At 69.1% G+C, this 17,245-nt stretch carries 12 protein-coding genes; 6 read left to right on the top strand and 6 right to left on the bottom strand.

Annotated elements, in window-relative coordinates; all coding sequences use genetic code 11:
* Positions 1-96: 96 nt before the first annotated feature.
* A complete protein-coding gene (locus tag AB4Y75_RS16100) occupies positions 97-450 on the bottom strand; it encodes an Rv2175c family DNA-binding protein (protein WP_441436889.1) in 354 nt (117 codons plus the stop codon).
* Positions 451-711: 261 nt separating this feature from the next.
* Here AB4Y75_RS16100 and AB4Y75_RS16095 point away from each other — a divergent pair, with 261 nt between their 5' ends.
* Positions 712-2,058 carry a LysM peptidoglycan-binding domain-containing protein gene (locus AB4Y75_RS16095; RefSeq protein ID WP_441436888.1) on the top strand — a complete coding sequence of 449 codons (1,347 nt, stop codon included), beginning with the start codon at positions 712-714 and terminating at the stop codon, positions 2,056-2,058.
* A gap of 74 nt (positions 2,059-2,132) precedes the next feature.
* Positions 2,133-4,235 (top strand): protein kinase domain-containing protein, encoded by a 2,103-nt coding sequence (locus tag AB4Y75_RS16090; protein WP_441436887.1) that lies wholly within the window; start codon positions 2,133-2,135, stop codon positions 4,233-4,235.
* Here AB4Y75_RS16090 and AB4Y75_RS16085 read toward each other — a convergent pair.
* Positions 4,216-4,629, bottom strand: a complete 414-nt coding sequence (locus AB4Y75_RS16085) for a MarR family winged helix-turn-helix transcriptional regulator (protein ID WP_441436886.1) — start codon at positions 4,627-4,629, stop codon at positions 4,216-4,218. The two genes, AB4Y75_RS16090 and AB4Y75_RS16085, sit on opposite strands and share 20 nt — an antisense overlap.
* 206 nt (positions 4,630-4,835) lie before the next feature.
* Between AB4Y75_RS16085 and AB4Y75_RS16080 the strand changes: the two genes are divergently transcribed.
* Positions 4,836-6,740 (top strand): ABC transporter ATP-binding protein, encoded by a 1,905-nt coding sequence (locus AB4Y75_RS16080; protein WP_441436885.1) that lies wholly within the window; start codon positions 4,836-4,838, stop codon positions 6,738-6,740.
* Positions 6,741-6,864: 124 nt separating this feature from the next.
* On the opposite strand, the gene AB4Y75_RS16075 is transcribed toward AB4Y75_RS16080, so the two are convergent.
* Both AB4Y75_RS16075 and AB4Y75_RS16070 read right to left on the bottom strand, forming a co-directional pair.
* Positions 6,865-8,268 (bottom strand): class II 3-deoxy-7-phosphoheptulonate synthase, encoded by a 1,404-nt coding sequence (locus tag AB4Y75_RS16075; protein ID WP_441436884.1) that lies wholly within the window; start codon positions 8,266-8,268, stop codon positions 6,865-6,867.
* Between the two features lie 75 nt (positions 8,269-8,343).
* Positions 8,344-9,072 carry a lysophospholipid acyltransferase family protein gene (locus AB4Y75_RS16070; protein WP_441436883.1) on the bottom strand — a complete coding sequence of 243 codons (729 nt, stop codon included), beginning with the start codon at positions 9,070-9,072 and terminating at the stop codon, positions 8,344-8,346.
* Between the two features lie 122 nt (positions 9,073-9,194).
* Here AB4Y75_RS16070 and AB4Y75_RS16065 point away from each other — a divergent pair, with 122 nt between their 5' ends.
* Together AB4Y75_RS16065 and AB4Y75_RS16060 are read left to right on the top strand one after the other, a co-directional pair.
* Positions 9,195-9,977, top strand: a complete 783-nt coding sequence (locus tag AB4Y75_RS16065) for an alpha/beta hydrolase (protein WP_441436882.1) — start codon at positions 9,195-9,197, stop codon at positions 9,975-9,977.
* The gene (locus AB4Y75_RS16060; RefSeq protein ID WP_441436881.1) at positions 9,974-10,513 is read left to right on the top strand and encodes a hypothetical protein; all 540 of its coding nucleotides are present in this window, start codon (positions 9,974-9,976) and stop codon (positions 10,511-10,513) included. The genes AB4Y75_RS16065 and AB4Y75_RS16060 overlap by 4 nt, the downstream gene beginning before the upstream one ends.
* Before the next feature lie 9 nt (positions 10,514-10,522).
* Here AB4Y75_RS16060 and AB4Y75_RS16055 read toward each other — a convergent pair whose 3' ends face one another.
* Positions 10,523-11,587: an ROK family glucokinase gene (locus AB4Y75_RS16055; protein ID WP_441436880.1), complete on the bottom strand. Its 1,065-nt coding sequence runs from the start codon at positions 11,585-11,587 to the stop codon at positions 10,523-10,525.
* 177 nt (positions 11,588-11,764) lie between these two features.
* On the opposite strand from AB4Y75_RS16055, the gene AB4Y75_RS16050 reads away from it, so the two are divergent.
* Entirely contained in the window at positions 11,765-13,621 is a 1,857-nt protein-coding gene (locus tag AB4Y75_RS16050) for an AMP-dependent synthetase/ligase (protein WP_441436879.1), read from the top strand.
* On the opposite strand, the gene AB4Y75_RS16045 is transcribed toward AB4Y75_RS16050, so the two are convergent.
* Positions 13,622-17,017: a pyruvate carboxylase gene (locus AB4Y75_RS16045; protein ID WP_441436878.1), complete on the bottom strand. Its 3,396-nt coding sequence runs from the start codon at positions 17,015-17,017 to the stop codon at positions 13,622-13,624.
* Between the last annotated feature and the right edge of the window lie 228 nt (positions 17,018-17,245).

Here is a 17,245-nt window from a genome sequence, read left to right as displayed (position 1 = left end):
CGCGCATCCCGGCCAGGTGACGGAATGATGAAGGGCAGGTCACGGATCCGTGACCTGCCCTTCATCATTCTCGTGCGGTATTGACGCCGAGCGCGGTTACCAGGCCAGCGCGGAGGCCCTGCGCCGGATCTCGGTCTTGCGCCCGGCCCGCAACGCATCCACGGGGCGGCCCGGCAGGGACTCATCCTCCGTGAAGAGCCAAGTGATCAGTTCCTCATCGGTGAACCCCGAGTCCTTCAGGACCGCGATCGTCCCCTTGAGGGCATCCAGGACCTCGCCGTCCTTCACGAAGTCCGCGGGGACGCTGCGGATCTTCCGGTCGCCCACCTTCAGCGCCACCAGGGCGCGTTCGTCGATCAGCCCGTGGACCCCGGAGATCTTCACATCAAGGATTTCGGCCACATCCGGCAACGGCAGCCATTCGCCCACCAGGGCTTCTACATTGCTCACCCGTTAAGGGTGCCACGCCGGGCCGTCTCTCACCTAGCCCGGACCCTCGACGCCCTGCGACCCCCTCCTGACCAGGGTGTCCAGGACACGCCGGGGCGGTGCCCAGCTAAACCCACTCTTCTTGTGCTAGCCGCATTTTCATGAGAGATTCACATTGGTCACATTTTCAACACGACCATCAACTTTCACATACGCACCACAGGTCACACGCTGAAATCTCCCCTTTCATGCGGATGACCCTGACGCCAAGGACGACACTGAATGACGAGCCTCACATCGCCAACGAACCGTTCACGGGCCACCGCAGCAGTGGCGACGGCCGCCCTTCCCGCAGTCGTCCTTTCCTCGCTCGCGCTGGCACAGCCGGCCGAGGCGTCGGTGCCCCACAACGTGACCCCCGCCAAGCGACTCCCCCAGGGCCTCGAAGCGGCCATCGCCGGCCGCGCCTCCGCCGGTCTTCTCCCGGTGAGCAAGGTGGCGACGTCGCTGCCGGCCAACCTGCAGATCGCCCTCAAGGCCGTGCCCAACACGTACCGGATCGTCTCGGGTGACACGATGAGCGGCATCGCCCATCGCTACGGCCTGAGCCTGAACGCCCTGCTGAAGCTCAACAACATCCGGGCGAACCAGATCATCTACCCCGGTCAGACCATCAAACTGAAGGCCGGCGTCTCGGCTCCGTCGTCGGGCGGCCAGGTCTCCCGGCCCGCGACGCCCCAGGGCGGCTCCACCTACACGGTCCGCTCCGGCGACACCCTGGGCGCCATCGCGATGCGTCACCGTGTCAGCCTGAGCTCGATCCTGTCCTGGAACGGCCTGCGCGCGACGTCGATCATCTATCCCGGCCAGAAGATCAAGGTGTCCGCGGGCGGGGCCGTGGTGCCGCAGTCCACCGGCGGGTCCGGCAAGCCGTCGGGCGGCGCAGCCGTCTCGGGCGGCAGCTACATGGTCCGTGCAGGTGACACCCTCGGCGCCATCGCCTCGCGGCAGCGCGTGTCCCTCAGCTCGCTCCTGAACGCGAACCGGCTGAAGATGACCTCGATCATCTACCCCGGCCAGAAGCTCGTGATCCCGGGCGCCGGCCAGACCACGTCCCCCACCGCGCCGTCCACTCCGGGCGACCTGGTGCCGGATTCCTTCCTCGGTTACAAGTACCCGAAGGCCGTGGTCAACTCCGCGAACCGCAACAAGGCGCTGCTGAACGCGTCGCCGGTGCCGACCCGCGCTGAGATGCGCCAGATCGTGGCCGACACCGCACGCCGCATGGGCGTCGAGCCGGCCCTGGCCATGGCTTTCGCCTACCAGGAGTCCGGTTTCAGCCAGCGCGCCGTGTCCCCCGCCAACGCCATCGGCACCATGCAGGTGATCCCCAGCTCCGGCGAATGGGCCTCCCAGATGGTCGGCCGTCAGCTGAACCTGCTGGATCCGTATGACAACGCCACGGCGGGCATCGCGATCATCCGCTCCCTGCTCAGCACGAGCCGCAACACGGATTACGCGATCGCCGGGTACTACCAGGGTCAGTACTCGGTGGAGCACCACGGCATGTACTCGGACACCAAGGCCTACGTCGCCGCCATCAAGGCCCACCGCGCGACGTTCCGCTGAGCACATCCCACCTGTCGACAAGGGTCCGGTACGCGTCGTACCGGACCCTGCGCGTGAACGCTTAGGATCATAGGGTGCAACACCGCTCTGAAGACCCGCTTCTCGGCACGGTCGTCGACAACCGCTACCGCGTGCTGGAACGCATCGCCGATGGTGGCATGTCCACCGTGTACAAGGCGCTGCATGTCACGCTGGAGCGCCCTGTGGCCTTGAAAGTCCTCCATCCGCAGCTGGCCTCCGACGAGGTCTTCGTGGAGCGCTTCGCCCGGGAGGCCCGCGCCTCCGCGCGGCTCTCCCATCCCCATGTCGTCTCCGTGCTCGACCATGGACGGCATGGCCGCCTGACCTATCTGGTCATGGAGTACATCGAAGGGCGCACGCTCCGTGACGTCATCCGGAGCGAAGGCGCCCTGACACCGCGCGTGGCCATCAGTTATCTGGCCCCCGCCCTCGAAGGTCTGGCGGCCGCCCATGAGGCCGGGCTGATCCACCGTGACGTCAAACCCGAGAACGTGCTCATCTCCCGCGAGGGCGCCGTGAAGATCGGCGACTTCGGTCTGGCCCGTCAGGCGACGGCGCAGACCAGCACGGGCGAACTCCTCGGCACCGTGGCGTATCTCTCCCCCGAACTGTTCCAGCGCCACGACGCCGACGCGCGCAGCGACGTCTACTCCTGCGGCATCATGCTCTACGAGCTGCTCACCGGGGGCGTGCCGTTCACCGGCGACATGCCCATCCAGGTCGCCTACCAGCACGTCAATGACCAGGTCCCGCCGCCCTCCCTGAAGCGGCCGGGCCTGGCCCAGGACTTCGACGAACTCGTCCAGTGGGCCACGGCCAAGGCTCCCGATGAGCGGCCCGTCGACGCGCGGGCCTTCCTCGGTGAGCTGCGCCATGTGGCGGCGACACTGCCCGCCGCCGATCTGGACCTGCCCGCTCCGGGTGCGCCGGCGTCGTCGCCGTTCGAGCCGCGCCCGGTCGCTTCCGCAGAACACCCGACGACGCCGCATCCGCCTCTCGCCGGCGGCGCCACCGAAGTCATCGCAGCCCAGGGCGGCCACACCACCGTGCTGCCGGCAGGCGACCAGCGCACCACGGTGCTCGGCCAGCTCGACCCCCTGGCCACTTCGGTGCTTCCCTACCCGGGACACTCGACCACCGTCCTGCCCTCCGCTCCCCCGCCCGGCGCACCGCTGAGCAAACGACAGCAGAGGAAAGAGGACAAGGAACGTGCCCGCCAGGAGGCCAAGGCCCTGGCCACCCCCACGCGGCAGGTGCGGCAGGGCAATCCGCGCCGCAAGGGAGTCATCTGGGTGATCATCCTGGTGCTGCTCGCCGTTCTGGCGTCCGGCGCGGGATGGTTCTTCGGCATGGGACCCGGAGCTCAGGTCACCCTGCCGGATCTCAAGAGCCAGCCCGCGGAACAGGCCGCGTCCATCCTGGGCGGGTACGGAGTCAAGGCGGAACAGCAGGAAGTGTTCGACGAGAAGGTCGGCCGCGGGCTGGTGGTGGCCACTGAGCCCCCGGCGGGCACCGTGATCCGCAAGTTCGAGGGCGTGCAGCTGCTGGTCTCCAAAGGCCCGCAGCTGTTTCCCGTTCCAGGCCTGGTGAAGAAGACACTGGACGACGCCCGCACCGCGCTCACGGGCGCGAACCTCTCGGCGGGAAGCGTCACGGAGAAGTACAGCGAGACAGCACCGGTCGGCGAAGTGATCGCACAGTCCCCCGGCAGCGGCGCCCAGGTGCGGCGCGGCACGGCCGTGAACCTCACGGTCTCCAAGGGGCGCGAACCCGTTCCCGTGCCGAGCGTGCTGGGGCTCGGTGAGGACGATGCGACGCAGAAGCTCGCCTCCGCGGGCTTCGAGGTGAAGACCGCCAAGGAGCAGGTGTTCAGCAAGGACATCCCGGCCGGCAGGGTCGCCGCGCAGGTCCCGGCCAACGGCACCCTGTTCAAGGGCGAGACCGTGACGCTGACACTGTCGAAGGGACCGCGGCCCGTGGAGGTGCCCGACTTCGTGGGCAAGCAGGCTTCGGTGGCGAAGGCCGAGCTGGAGAAGCTGGGCTTCACCGTGGTCATCGACGAGGTGCTGGGTGGGTTCTTCGGAACCGTGCGCTCTCAGGATCCCCGGGACGGCACGGCGCCCGAGGGCTCCACCATCACGCTGACGGTGGTGTAGCGCCGCCCTTCGGCGGCCGCCACCCCTCCTCGGGACGGGGGTGGGCCTCCAGCAGGATCCCGAGCAGCCGGGCCAGCTCCGCCCGGTCCTCAGCTCCCAGGGTGGCGAAGTACTCGTCTCCCCGCTGAGAGCGGACCGCGTGGACCTTCCTCTCCAGCTCGAGCCCCTCGCTCGTGGCGGACAGCAGCACGGCCCGCTTGTCGCTGGGGTCCGGCGTGCGTGCGATCAGGCCCTCCGTTTCGAGCTGGCTCAGCACCTCCGCTGCGGAACGGGGGGCGATCCGCAGCGCGGCCGCGACGTCGCGCTGACGCTGAGGCTCGCCGTCGTGCGACGCGATCACATGCAGCGCCCTCCACTGATGGGGCGAGAGCCCGAACGGGGACAGATCGGCCATCCAGCTCCTCCTCAGTCCGTGCGAGACGGAATGAACCAGGTCAGGGAGCTCCATGCGGTCGGGGGTCATGTTCACACTGTAGGCATTCGCGCGCCCGGAGGAAAGATGAGGAGGTTACCTCTTTACATTTCCAAACTACGGAGGTAACCTCCTTATCGAGGCGCGCGTCACCCGCCGCCTGCTCCCGAACCTTTAGGAGGCCTCGGATGACCCTTGGCACCGTTCCTCATACTCCCGCCCCTGGCGGCGGACGCCCGGGCGGCCCCGGGCGCGTCAGCAAGGCCGATCTCACACAGCTGGACCAGCATCCGGTCAGCAAACGGCGCATCGCAGCCCTCTTCTCCGGCTACCGCCGGCCACTGCTCCTGGTGGTCGTCCTGATCACCGGCAGCTCGATCGTCTCCCTCTTCCAGCCCTTCCTGGTGCGCAGCGTGATCGACGACGCACTGCCGCATGGGCGCACCGGCCTGCTCGGCGTCCTGGTGCTGTCCATGATCGGCGTCGCCGCCGTGACGGCTGTGATCGGCGTGTGGCAGACCTGGATCTCCACCCGCATCGGCCAGGGCGTCATGCACGATCTGCGGACCCGGCTGTTCAGCCATCTGCAGGCGCAGTCACTCGGCTTCTTCACCCGCACCCACGGTGGCGAGGTCCAGTCGCGCATGACCAACGACATCAACGGGATGCAGAACCTCGTCACCAACACGGCGACCGCGGTGGCCTCCAATGTCACCACCGCCATCGGCACGGTGATCGCCATGGTGGCCCTCTCCCCCTGGCTCAGCATCGTCTCGCTCATCGTCCTGCCGCCGTCCATCTGGGTGGCCCGCCGGGTCGCCCTGCAACGCCGGGACATCACCGTGAAGCAGCAGGCCAAGATGGCCCAGCTGCAGACCTATGTGGACGAAGGTCTCTCCGTCTCCGGCATCCGCCTCGCCAAGACCATCGGCTCCACCTCCCGCGATGCCGCACGTTTCAGCACGGCAAGCCGTGAACTGGCCGAACTGGAGATGCACTCCCAGCTGGCGGGGCGGTGGCGGATGGCCGCCATGCAGATCGTCTTCGCCGCCATCCCGGCCGTCATCTACCTCGCGGCCGGCCTCCCCGTGGGCGGCATGGACCTCTCCATCGGGACGATCGTGGCCTTCACAGCCTTGCAATCAGGGCTGTTCCGCCCGGTCATGGGCCTCATGAGCGTGGGTGTCCAGTGGGTGACCGCCATGGCGTTCTTCTCCCGCATCTTCGAATGGCTGGACCTGGTGCCGGAGATCCGCGAACCGGAGAACCCCGTGGACATCGACCCGGCCACCGTGCGCGGGGAGGTCCGCTTCGAGCACGTCGATTTCGCCTACCCGGGCAGCGGGAGAAACGTCCTGAGCGATGTGGACCTCACCATTCCCGCGGGGACGACGGCGGCCGTCGTCGGTCCGACGGGTTCCGGGAAGTCGACCCTGGCGTCGCTGCTCCCCCGCCTCAATGAGCCGGGCGCCGGACGCGTGACGATCGACGGCATCGACGTGCGCGACCTCCGCTTCCGGGACCTGTCCGCGATCGTGGGCGTGGTCTCCCAGGAGACCTATCTGGCGCACGCGAGCGTCCGTGACAATCTGAGGATCGCCGCACCCGAGGCCACGGACGATGTCCTGTGGGAGGCGCTCGAGGCGGCCCATGTCGCCGAGTTGATCCGCAGCCTGCCCGCTGGTCTCGACACCATGGTCGGAGCCCGAGGCCACCGCTTCTCCGGCGGAGAACAGCAGCGGCTGGCGATCGCACGGACCCTGCTGCGCAATCCCCGCGTCCTGGTGCTGGACGAGGCCACGAGCGCGCTGGACAACACCACGGAGGCCCAGGTCCAGGCGGCCCTGGATCACCTGGCCTCCACCCGTACGACCCTGACGATCGCCCACCGGCTCTCCACGGTGGAGGACGCGGAGCAGATCGTGGTGCTCGACGGCGGCCACGTGGTGGAGCACGGCACGGCGCCGGAGCTGCGTGCCGCAGGCGGCGCCTTCGCAGAGCTTTCGGCGCGCCAGCTCAGTGAAATCGATCCTGATCCCGAGGAACGCGATCCCAGCGATCCCGCAGTCCGGGCCGAGGAGCCCGTCGGCTGACCTTCTCCGGAAGACGCCTGAGGCCGGTCCGTGCATCACGGACCGGCCTCAGTGCTGTCGCGGGGACCCCTGGGTCCCCGGGACGCAGGGTCAGCGCCTGGACATGCTCAGCGCTTGGAAAGAGTCAGCGCTTGGAAAGCGCGCCGGCCACCAGGAACGCGAGTTCCAGGGACTGCATGTGGTTCAGGCGGGGGTCGCAGACCGACTCGTAGCGATCCTCGAAAGCCGCCTCGTCGATGGGGTCCGCGCCGCCGAGGCACTCCGCGACGTCGTCGCCCGTCATCTCGACGTGCAGACCGCCCGGGAAGGTGCCCAGAGCCTCGTGCACCTCGAAGAAGCCGCGCACCTCGTCCATGACGTCGTCGAAGCGCCGGGTCTTGTAGCCGTTCTTGCTGGTCACGGTGTTCCCGTGCATGGGGTCGGTCACCCAGAGCACCTGCGCCCCGGAGGCGGTGACCTTCTCCACGATGGGCGGGAGGTTCTCGCGGATCTTCCCTGCGCCCATGCGGGTGATGAAGGTGAGGCGGCCGGGCTCGCGGTTCGGGTCCAGCTTGTCGATGAGCCGCAGCGCGTCGTCGCCCGTGGTGGTCGGGCCGAGCTTGACGCCGATGGGGTTGCGGACGCGGGAGAGGAAATCGACGTGTGCGTGGTCCAGCTCGCGGGTGCGCTCCCCGATCCACAGGAAGTGGGAGGACGTGTCGTACGGGAATCCGGTCCGGGAGTCGATGCGGGTCAGCGCACGCTCGTAGTCCAGCAGCAGCGCCTCGTGGCTGGCGAAGAACTCCACCCGCTTGAGGGCTTCGAAGTCAGCGCCGCAGGACTGCATGAAGGTGATGGCGCGGTCGATGTCCTTGGCGAGGGACTCGTAACGGGCATGAGCGGGGTTGGCCGTGAAGCCCTTGTTCCACTGGTGCACCAGGCGGAGATCCGCGAAACCACCGGTGGTGAAGGCGCGGATGAGGTTCAGCGTGGAGGCCGAGGTGTGGTAAGCCCGCAGCATCCGGTTGGCATCGTGGGCGCGGGATTCGGGGGTGAACTCGTACCCGTTGACGATGTCGCCGCGGTAAGCCGGAAGGGTCACGCCGTCCCGGGTCTCGTCATTGGACGAGCGCGGCTTGGCGAACTGACCGGCCATGCGTCCCATCTTGATGACGGGGAGCGAGGCGCCGTAGGTGAGGACGACGGCCATCTGGAGGATCGTCTTGACCCGCGAGGAGATCCGGTCGGCCGTGGCCGCTTCGAAGGTCTCCGCGCAGTCGCCGCCCTGCAGGAGGAAGGCGCGGCCCTGGGCCGCGGCGGCGAGACGCTCGCGCAGGACATCCACTTCGCCGGCGAAGACCAGCGGCGGGAGAATGGACAGTTCCTTGACCGAGGCCTGGAAGACGTCGGGATCAGACCAGGTGGGCTGCTGGTTGATCGGCAGCGAACGCCACTCGTCAAGACCCGGATAGTCGGCCGCTCCGCTCTGGGATGCGGCCGCGAAGGCGGCGGAGGAGTGGGGGGCCGCTGTGGTGGAAAGCTCAGTCACGCCTTAGATTCTAGACGCCCCGGACGGGATCGCCGCTTCGGGTCCATAGGACGGACGCTCCGGGGTCCGGGAACGTCAGGAGGCGGCCTCGCCGTCCTGGTCGTCCGGCCTGATCCCGGCGGCGGCAGCGGCCGCTTCGGCCTTGACGGTCGCGGCGTATTTGTCCACGTATTCCTGGCCGGAGAGCCGCATGAGCCGCTCCATCACGGCGTCGACCACCTGACGCTGAACCTCATACTCGTCGGCGCGGTCGGCCAGATGGCTGAAGTCCAGGGGCTCACCGAAGATGACCCCGATCCTCCGGATGGTCGGGACCTTGCGGCCGATGGGCTGCACCTTGTCCGTGCCGATCATGGCCACGGGGATGATCGGGACCCGACACTCCAGGGCCAGGCGTGCCACACCCACTTTGCCGCGGTACAGGCGGCCGTCCGGGCTTCGAGTGCCTTCGGGGTAGATGCCGAGGAGTTCCCCGTTCCTGAGGACGTCCGCACCTGCGCCGAGCGAGAGACTGGAGGCGCTCCCGCCCGAACGGTCCATGGGGAGCTGATTGGTCATCCGGAAGAAGGCCGCCGTGAGCCGGCCCTTCAGCCCCCGCCCCGTGAAGTACTCGCTCTTGGCGAGGAACACCACGGGTCGCGGCACCTCGAGCGGCATGAAGACGGAGTCGGAGAAGGAGAGGTGGTTCGACGCCAGGATCGCGCCACCCTCCTGAGGAATGTTGTCCAGACCCTTGACCCAGGGGCGGAAGACCAGCTTGACCAGTGGCCCGATGATGACGTTCTTCATCAGCCAGTAGAACATGGCCGTCCTCCTTGGAAGTGGCGTTGTCAGGTGGGCCCTGACGGTGCCCGGAACCTGCGCCCAGACTACATGGACCGGGTGGCCGGGTCCCATGTCGCGCCACTTTGGGGAATGATGGAGTCATGAGCAATGAGGCACTGCGACCTGAGCAATCGGCCATCTCTCACGAGCCCTTCAGCAGCGACGGGCACGGCCCGCGGGCACGGGTGGGCGTGGTCATGTCCCACGGCTTCACGGGAAGCCCCCACGGGCTGCGCGACTGGGCCACGCACCTGGCGGAGGCCGGCTTCACCGTCCGGATGCCTCTGCTCCCCGGGCATGGCACCACCTGGCAGGACATGGCCTCCCGGAGCTGGCAGGAGTGGTACCAGGCCTACGAGCGCAGCTACCAGGACCTGGTGCCGCTGTGCGACACGATCGTCACGGCCGGCCTGTCCATGGGTGGCTGTCTCGCCCTGCGGCTCGCGGCGCTCAAACCGGTGGCGGGAACCGTGGTGGTCAATCCGGGCCTGGTCATCGACGACTGGCGCGCGCCCCTCTCCGGGCTGCTCAAGCATCTGGTGAAGTCCACGCCGTCCATTGCGAACGACATCCTCAAGCCCGGCGTCGACGAGGGCGCCTACACGAGGACACCGACCGCTTCGGTGCATGAACTGCACAAGCTGTTCGCCAACACCCGGGAACTGCTCCCCCGCATCAGCACCCCGGTGCAGCTGTTCCGGTCCCGCACGGACCACATCGTGGGTGATTCGAGTGTGCGGGCCCTGCAGAACGGGCTGCGGGAAGGCCTGCTGGACATCGAATGGCTGGAGAACAGCCTGCACGTGGCCACCGTGGACAACGACGCCCCGCTCATCTTCGACGGGAGCGTGCGCTTCATCGACTCCCTGGTGGCCAGGCCATGACCCCCGGCGAGGACAACGTGCCGGGCAGCCGCTCCTCCGAGGATCAGCCGCCGGAGGAACCGCAGGACGCGGACGCGTCGGGACAGGATGACGACGCCGTCTGGGAGGACCTCGTGGCGCGTCTCAAGGCCACGGACAGCGGGGACGCCTCGCCCGGCGCCGGCGCGGGCAGTCCTGGCTCAGGGTCCGGGTTCTCCGCCTTCGATCCACTCGGGCTCAGCAGCCCGGCCGCGCCGCCCCCGGTGGGCAGCGGCCCGCGGGACTACGAGACCGATCCCGAGGTCGAAGAGGAACTCGACAGCTTCGTGCCGGAGGACCCGGGTCCCCTGAGCGAAGCGGACCCCCGGTTCGCCCTCGCCTGGGCGGGCGCGGCCGGTTCGCCCTTGCTGATCGTGCTGCTCCTGATCTTCTGGCGCTCCGCACCCCAGCCCGCGTGGTGGGTCCTCATCGCGGGCTTCGCGGCCGGCGTCGGCTATCTCCTGTGGCAGCTCCCGCAGCGCGGCGATGACGACCACGACGACGGCGCGCGCCTCTAGCCGCCGCGCCTAGGCGCCGGGACGCGGCCTCAGCCCGTCGCCCCGCCCGCGGACGGCGCCCCTGAGCGGCAGCGCACCGCGCAAGGGCGCACGCCGGGCCGCGTTCCGCGCGAGGTCCGCGGCACCCACGAGTCCGGCGTCGGGACCGAGCTTCGCCATGGCGACCCGCGCCACCGGGCGGAAGCCGCGGCCCGTCAGATTCCGGTGGAAGGTCCGCTCCGCGGGGTCGAGCAGCAGGTTCCCCGCCGTGGACAGTCCCCCACCGATCACGAAGGTCCCGGGATCCAGTGCGGCGGCGAGATTCGCGAGCCCCAGTCCCAGCCACTCCCCCACGTCAGCCACGAGTTCCCGGCTCTGCGCCTCGCCTTCCAGGGCCAGCCGCGTGATGAGCGCCCCGGTGATCCGCTGCGGATCACCGCCCGCCGCGGCCAGGATCTCCTGGGCCATGGGCGAGTTGGCCGCCGCGAGCTCCCGGGCGTCCCGTCCCAGCGCGTTCCCGGACGCGTACTGCTCCCAGCAGCCGCGATTGCCGCATTCGCAGCGGTGCCCGCCCGGCACCATGATCGCGTGCCCGAACTCCCCCGCCACGCCGTGGCGTCCACGTTCCAGGCGCCCGTCGTTCACCATGGCGCCGCCGATCCCGGTGCCGAGGGTGATGCAGACCAGCCGCGACTCCCCCTGGCCCGCGCCGAAGCGCCACTCGGCCCAGGCCGCGGCGTCGGCGTCGTTGACCACGTGCACCCGGCGGCGGAGCTTCTCCTCCAGCCGCGCACGCAGGGGTTCGTTGCGCCAGGCGAGATGCGGGCTGAACAGGACCGTGCCGCCGTCGAGGTCCATCCAGCCGGCGGCTCCGATGCCCACCGGGGCGCCACGGCGTCCTCCGCTGAGCTCTTCGACGAGTTCGGCGATGACCTCCTCCACCCGGGCGGCGTCCTGCCCCGGGGTGTCCCGTCGCTCCGAGCGGAGAATCCTGCCCTGATGATCCACCAGACCGGCTGCCACCTTGGTGCCGCCGATGTCGATGCCGATGGCCGGCGACGACCTGCGGCCGGAGGGTGGGATGGTGTGCTGCATGTGCCCATCTTAGGGAGCCGGACGCTAAGTTACTGGCGAGTAGATATAATGTGGATCACATCCCCCGTGCGCGGCCGCCCGCGTGGGACCCGGACTTCGCGGCCCTCGGCACGGGGAACGCCCGGGTACTAGGCTTGGTGCAAGCCCTCAGGGGGAAGGGATATCGAAGGAGCTATCGTGCGAGAATTCAGCATGCCTGCCAAGGTTCACCTGGACCCTGCCAGCAACATCACCGATCTCCTGCTGCGGCACGCCCGTGGCGGCAAGGATCCGGCACTCTTCGCCACCCGGGACGCGTCAGGGACCTGGCAGGACATCTCGGCCACGGAGTTCCTCGCCGACGTCTCGGCACTCGCCAAGGGCTTGATCGCCTCGGGCGTGCAGCTGGGCGACCGGGTCGGCATCATGTCCCGCACCCGTTATGAATGGACCCTGGTGGACTTCGCCATCTGGTTCGCCGGCGCAATCTCCGTCCCGATCTACGAGACCTCCTCCCCCAGCCAGGTCGCCTGGAACCTCGGGGACTCGGGCGCCGTGGCGGCCTTCGCGGAGCAGGCCCATCATGAGCACGCCATCCGCGCAGCCGTCCGTGCCGAGAACCTGGACGCGATGCGGAACGTCTGGCAGATCGAGTCCGGCGGGCTCGACGAGCTCCGCGACGCCGGCTCCGGGGTCAGCGACGCCGAACTGGAGGAGCGGCGCCGCAGCGCCGGTCTCGGCAGCATCGCCACCATCATCTACACCTCCGGCACCACCGGACGCCCCAAGGGCTGCGAACTCACGCACGGGAACTTCGCGGAGCTCTCCGACAACGCCCTCGCCCAGCTGGGCGTGATCGTGAACCAGGGCGCCTCCACCATCATGTTCCTGCCGCTGGCCCACGTGTTCGCCCGGTTCATCTCGGTGCTCGCCGTGGCCGCCGGGTCCCGGGTCGGCCACACCCCGGATGTGAAGAACCTCCTGCCGGATCTGCAGAGCTTCCAGCCGACCTTCATCCTGGCCGTGCCCCGCGTCTTCGAGAAGGTCTACAACTCCGCGCTCTCCAAGGCCGAGGACGGCGGCAAGGGCGGGATCTTCCACAAGGCCGCGGAGACCGCGATCGCCTACTCCCGTGCGCGCCAGGACGGCAAGGTGGGGCTGGGTCTGAAGCTCAAGCACACCCTGTTCGACGCGCTCGTCTACAAGAAGCTCCGCGAGGCCATGGGCGGCCGGGTCAGCCACGCGGTCTCCGGTGGTGGTCCCCTCGGCGAACGCCTGGGCCACTTCTTCAACGGCATCGGACTGCTGGTGCTCGAAGGCTACGGCCTGACCGAGACCACCGCGCCCATCACGGTCAACACCCTGGATCTCAACCGCATCGGCACGGTCGGCCCGCCGCTGCCCGGCAACGCCGTCCGGATCGCGGAGGACGGTGAGATCCTGGCCAAGGGCGTCTGCGTCATGCGTGGCTACTACCACCGCCCGGAGCTCCAGGAGGAGGCCTTCACCGACGGCTGGTTCCACACCGGGGACATCGGCGAACTGGACGCGCAGGGCTTCCTGCGGATCACGGGCCGCAAGAAGGAGATCATCGTCACCGCGGGCGGCAAGAACGTGGTGCCGGCCCTGCTGGAGGACCAGATCCGCGCCGACGCATTGGTGTCCCAGGTCCTGGTGGTCGGCGACAACCGGCCGTTCATCGGGGCGCTCGTCACGCTGGACGAGGAGGCCCTGCCGGGCTGGCTCGAACGCCACGGCCTCTCCTCCAAGCTGACCCTGGCTGACGCCGCCCGTGAGGACAAGGTGAAGGAGGCGGTCCAGCGGCTCATCTCCAAGGCCAACGAATCCGTCTCCCACGCCGAAGCCATCAAGTCGTTCCGGATCGTCACCGAGGACTTCACGGAGGCCTCCGGCCACCTGACCCCGTCCCTGAAGGTCAAGCGCGCCCAGGTGGTCAAGGACTACTCGGACGTCATCGAGGAGATGCCCGGCACCTTGAAGGTGCCGGGCCGCCGTCGTCGTGGGTGCCCGGGACAGCCCGGGCACCCACGGTGATCAGCCGATCACGAGCAGCAGATCGCCGCCCTGGACCTGCTCGATGGCGGAGATCGCCAGCCGCTGCACGGTCCCGGCCACGGGAGAGGTGATGGAGGCCTCCATCTTCATGGCCTCGATGGTGGCCACGACGTCGCCCGCGGCGATGGTGTCCCCCACCGCCGCCTTCAGGGAGACCGCACCCGCGAACGGGGCGGCCACCTGACCCGGCACGGCCGGATCGGCCTTCTCCGCGGCCTTCACATTGCTCGTCACGGAGTGGTCCCGCACCACGACCGGGCGCGACTGCCCGTTGAGCTTGCAGAGCACGGTGCGCATGCCCTTCTCATCCGGCTCGGAGATGGCTTCCAGGCTCGCGATCAGACGGACGCCGCGCTCCAGCTCGATCACGTGCTCCTCGCCTCGCTGGAGGCCATAGAGGTAGTCGCGGGTGTCGAGCACCGAGAGGTTGCCGTAGCTCTCCTGGCTCCGCAGGTAGTCCTTGGTGGGGCCGGCGAAGAGCAGACGGTTGAGGGTGTCCCGGCGGGTCTGCGAGTCGGCCTGGAGGGCCGCCGAGTCCTCGGCGCTCAGTTCCAGGTCACGGGGCTTCACGGCCCGGCCCTGGAGCGCCTTGGTGCGGAACGGCTCGGGCCAGCCACCGGGCGGGTTGCCCAGTTCACCGTTGAGGAACCCGATCACGGAGTCTGGGATGTCGAAGTTCTGGGGGTTCTCCCGGAACTCCTCCGGATCCGCTCCGAGGCCCACGAGGTGCAGCGCCAGATCGCCCACCACCTTGGAGGACGGCGTGACCTTGACCAGGCGGCCGAGGATGCGGTCCGCGGCCATGTACATGTCCTCGATGGCCTCGAAGCGCTCACCGAGCCCCAGCGCGATGGCCTGCTGCCGGAGGTTGGAGAGCTGGCCCCCGGGGATCTCGTGCTGGTACACGCGGCCCGTGGGAGCCGCGAGTCCCGATTCGAATGGTGCGTAGACCCGCCGGACGGCCTCCCAGTAAGGCTCCAGGGCATCGACGGACGACAGATCCAGGGCCGTCTCCCGCGGCGTGTGCGCCAGGGCCGCGACGAGGGCGGACATGGCCGGCTGGCTGGTGGTCCCGGCCAGAGCCGCGGAGGCGACGTCCACGGCGTCCACCCCGGCGTCGACGGCGGAGAGCAGCGTGGCCAGCTGACCGCCGGCCGTGTCATGGGTGTGGAGGTGGACCGGCAGATCGAAGCGTTCCCGGAGCGCCTTGACCAGCACGGCCGCGGCAGCCGGACGCAGCAGACCCGCCATGTCCTTGATCGCCAGGATGTGCGCCCCGGCGTCCACGATCCGCTGTGCCAGGTCCAGGTAGTAGTCGAGGGTGTAAAGGTCCTCGTCCGGGTTGAGAAGATCGCCCGTGTAACAGAGGACCACCTCCGCCACGGCGGTGCCGGTCTCCCGGACCGCGCGGATCGCGGGCTCCATCTGGTCCACGTCGTTGAGCGCGTCGAAGATCCGGAAGATGTCGATGCCGGTCGCCGCGGCCTCATGCACGAACGCCCGGGTCACCTCCTCCGGGTACGGTGTGTACCCGACCGTGTTGCGGCCGCGCAGCAGCATCTGCAGGCAGATGTTCGGGATGGCCTCGCGCAGGGCTGCCAGACGCTGCCAGGGATCCTCGCCCAGGAAGCGGAGCGCGACGTCGTACGTCGCACCGCCCCACGCCTCCACGGAGAACAGGCAGGGCAGCAGGCGGGACACCGCCGGCCCGGCGGCCACCAGATCACGGGTGCGCACGCGAGTGGCGAGCAGGGACTGGTGCGCGTCGCGGAACGTGGTGTCCGTGACGGCGACGGCGGTCTGCTCCCGGAGCGCACGGGCGAACCCTTCCGGGCCCAGCTCGAGCAGCTGCTGGCGGGAACCCGCGGGAGCCTCACCTTCCGGGAGGACCGGGAGCTTCACGCCCGGTCCGGTGCTGACGCGCGGCTCGCCGTGCGGCTTGTTGACCGTGGTCTCGGCGAGCCAGGTCAGCAGCTTGGTGCCGCGGTCGGCCGACGTGCGGGCCTTGAGCAGCTCCGGGCGCTCCTCGATGAACGACGTGGCGACTTTGCCGGCCACGAAGTCCGGGTCGTCCAGGACGGCCTGCAGGAAGGGGATGTTGGTGGAGACGCCGCGGATGCGGAATTCGGCCAGCGCACGCCGTGCCCGGGCGACCGCCGCAGGGTAGTCGCGGCCGCGGCAGGTGAGCTTGACGAGCATCGAGTCGAAGTGCGGGCTGATCTCGGCGCCCGAGTACACGGTGCCGCCGTCGAGGCGCACGCCCGCACCACCGGCGGAGCGGTAGCCGGTGATCTTCCCGACGTCCGGCCGGAACCCGTTGGCGGGATCCTCGGTGGTGATGCGGCACTGGAGGGCGGCGCCCTTGAGCGTCACGGTCTCCTGGGACAGTCCCAGATCGGCCAGCGTGGCCCCGGCGGCGATGAGCATCTGGGCCTGGACCAGGTCCACATCCGTGACCTCCTCGGTCACCGTGTGCTCCACCTGGATCCGGGGGTTCATCTCGATGAAGACGTGCTGCCCGGCGCGTTCGCCCGCGGTGTCCACCAGGAACTCCACGGTACCGGCGTTGACGTACCCCAGAGCCTTGGCGAAGGCGACGGCGTCGCGGTAGAGCGCCTGGCGGATCCCCTCGTCCAGGTCGGGGGCCGGGGCGATCTCGATGACCTTCTGGTGACGGCGCTGCAGCGAGCAGTCACGTTCGAAGAGGTGCATGACGTTGCCCTCGGCGTCGGCCAGGATCTGCACTTCGATGTGGCGGGGCCGCAGGACGGCCTGCTCCAGGAACATGGTGGGGTCGCCGAACGCGGCGTCGGCCTCGCGCATGGCCGCTTCCAGCGCTTCGCGGAGGTCCTCGGGCTTCTCCACGCGGCGCATGCCACGGCCACCGCCGCCGGCCACGGCCTTGGCGAAGATGGGGAACCCGATCTCCTCCGCCGCGGCCAGGAGCTCTTCGATGTCGCGGGACGGCTCCGAGGACTTCAGCACCGGCACTCCGGCCTTGCGGGCCGCGGCCAGAGCCGCCACCTTGTTGCCGGCCAGCTCCAGCACCTCGGCCGGCGGTCCGACGAACGTGATCCCGGCTTCGGCGGCCGCACGGGCCAGTCCGGGGTTCTCGGAGAGGAATCCGTAGCCGGGGTAGATCGCGTCCGCGCCGGACTCCTTCGCGACCCGGACGATCTCCTCGACGTCGAGATACGCCCGGACGGGATGGCCTTCCTCTCCGATGAGGTACGCCTCGTCCGCCTTCTGGCGATGGATGGAGTTCCGGTCCTCCTGAGGGAAGACCGCGACTGTCTTGGCGCCCAGCTCATAGCCGGCGCGGAAGGCCCTGATCGCGATTTCGCCGCGGTTGGCCACCAGTATCTTGGAAAACATGCTTCTCCGTACGTCACAAGCCGGGTTGTTCCCGTGCCCCAAGTCTGACCATGTGTCACTCACCACACAAGGAGTGGTGACAGCTATCACAGTAGCGGCCCTGGGCTGACCTTCCCGCGTCCGCGGACCGTCTGTGACACGGGAAGTCCGAGCCTCCGCGGTCCCGCGCCCGGGCGGTCGGGGACGCCGCGGCGGCGCGTCTCGACAGCTGACGCCGCGGCGCCCGGG

Origin of the sequence: Arthrobacter sp. RAF14 (assembly GCF_052114185.1) — a bacterium.
Lineage (GTDB): Bacteria > Actinomycetota > Actinomycetes > Actinomycetales > Micrococcaceae > Arthrobacter_E.
This window is presented reverse-complemented; position numbering and strand designations above follow the sequence as displayed.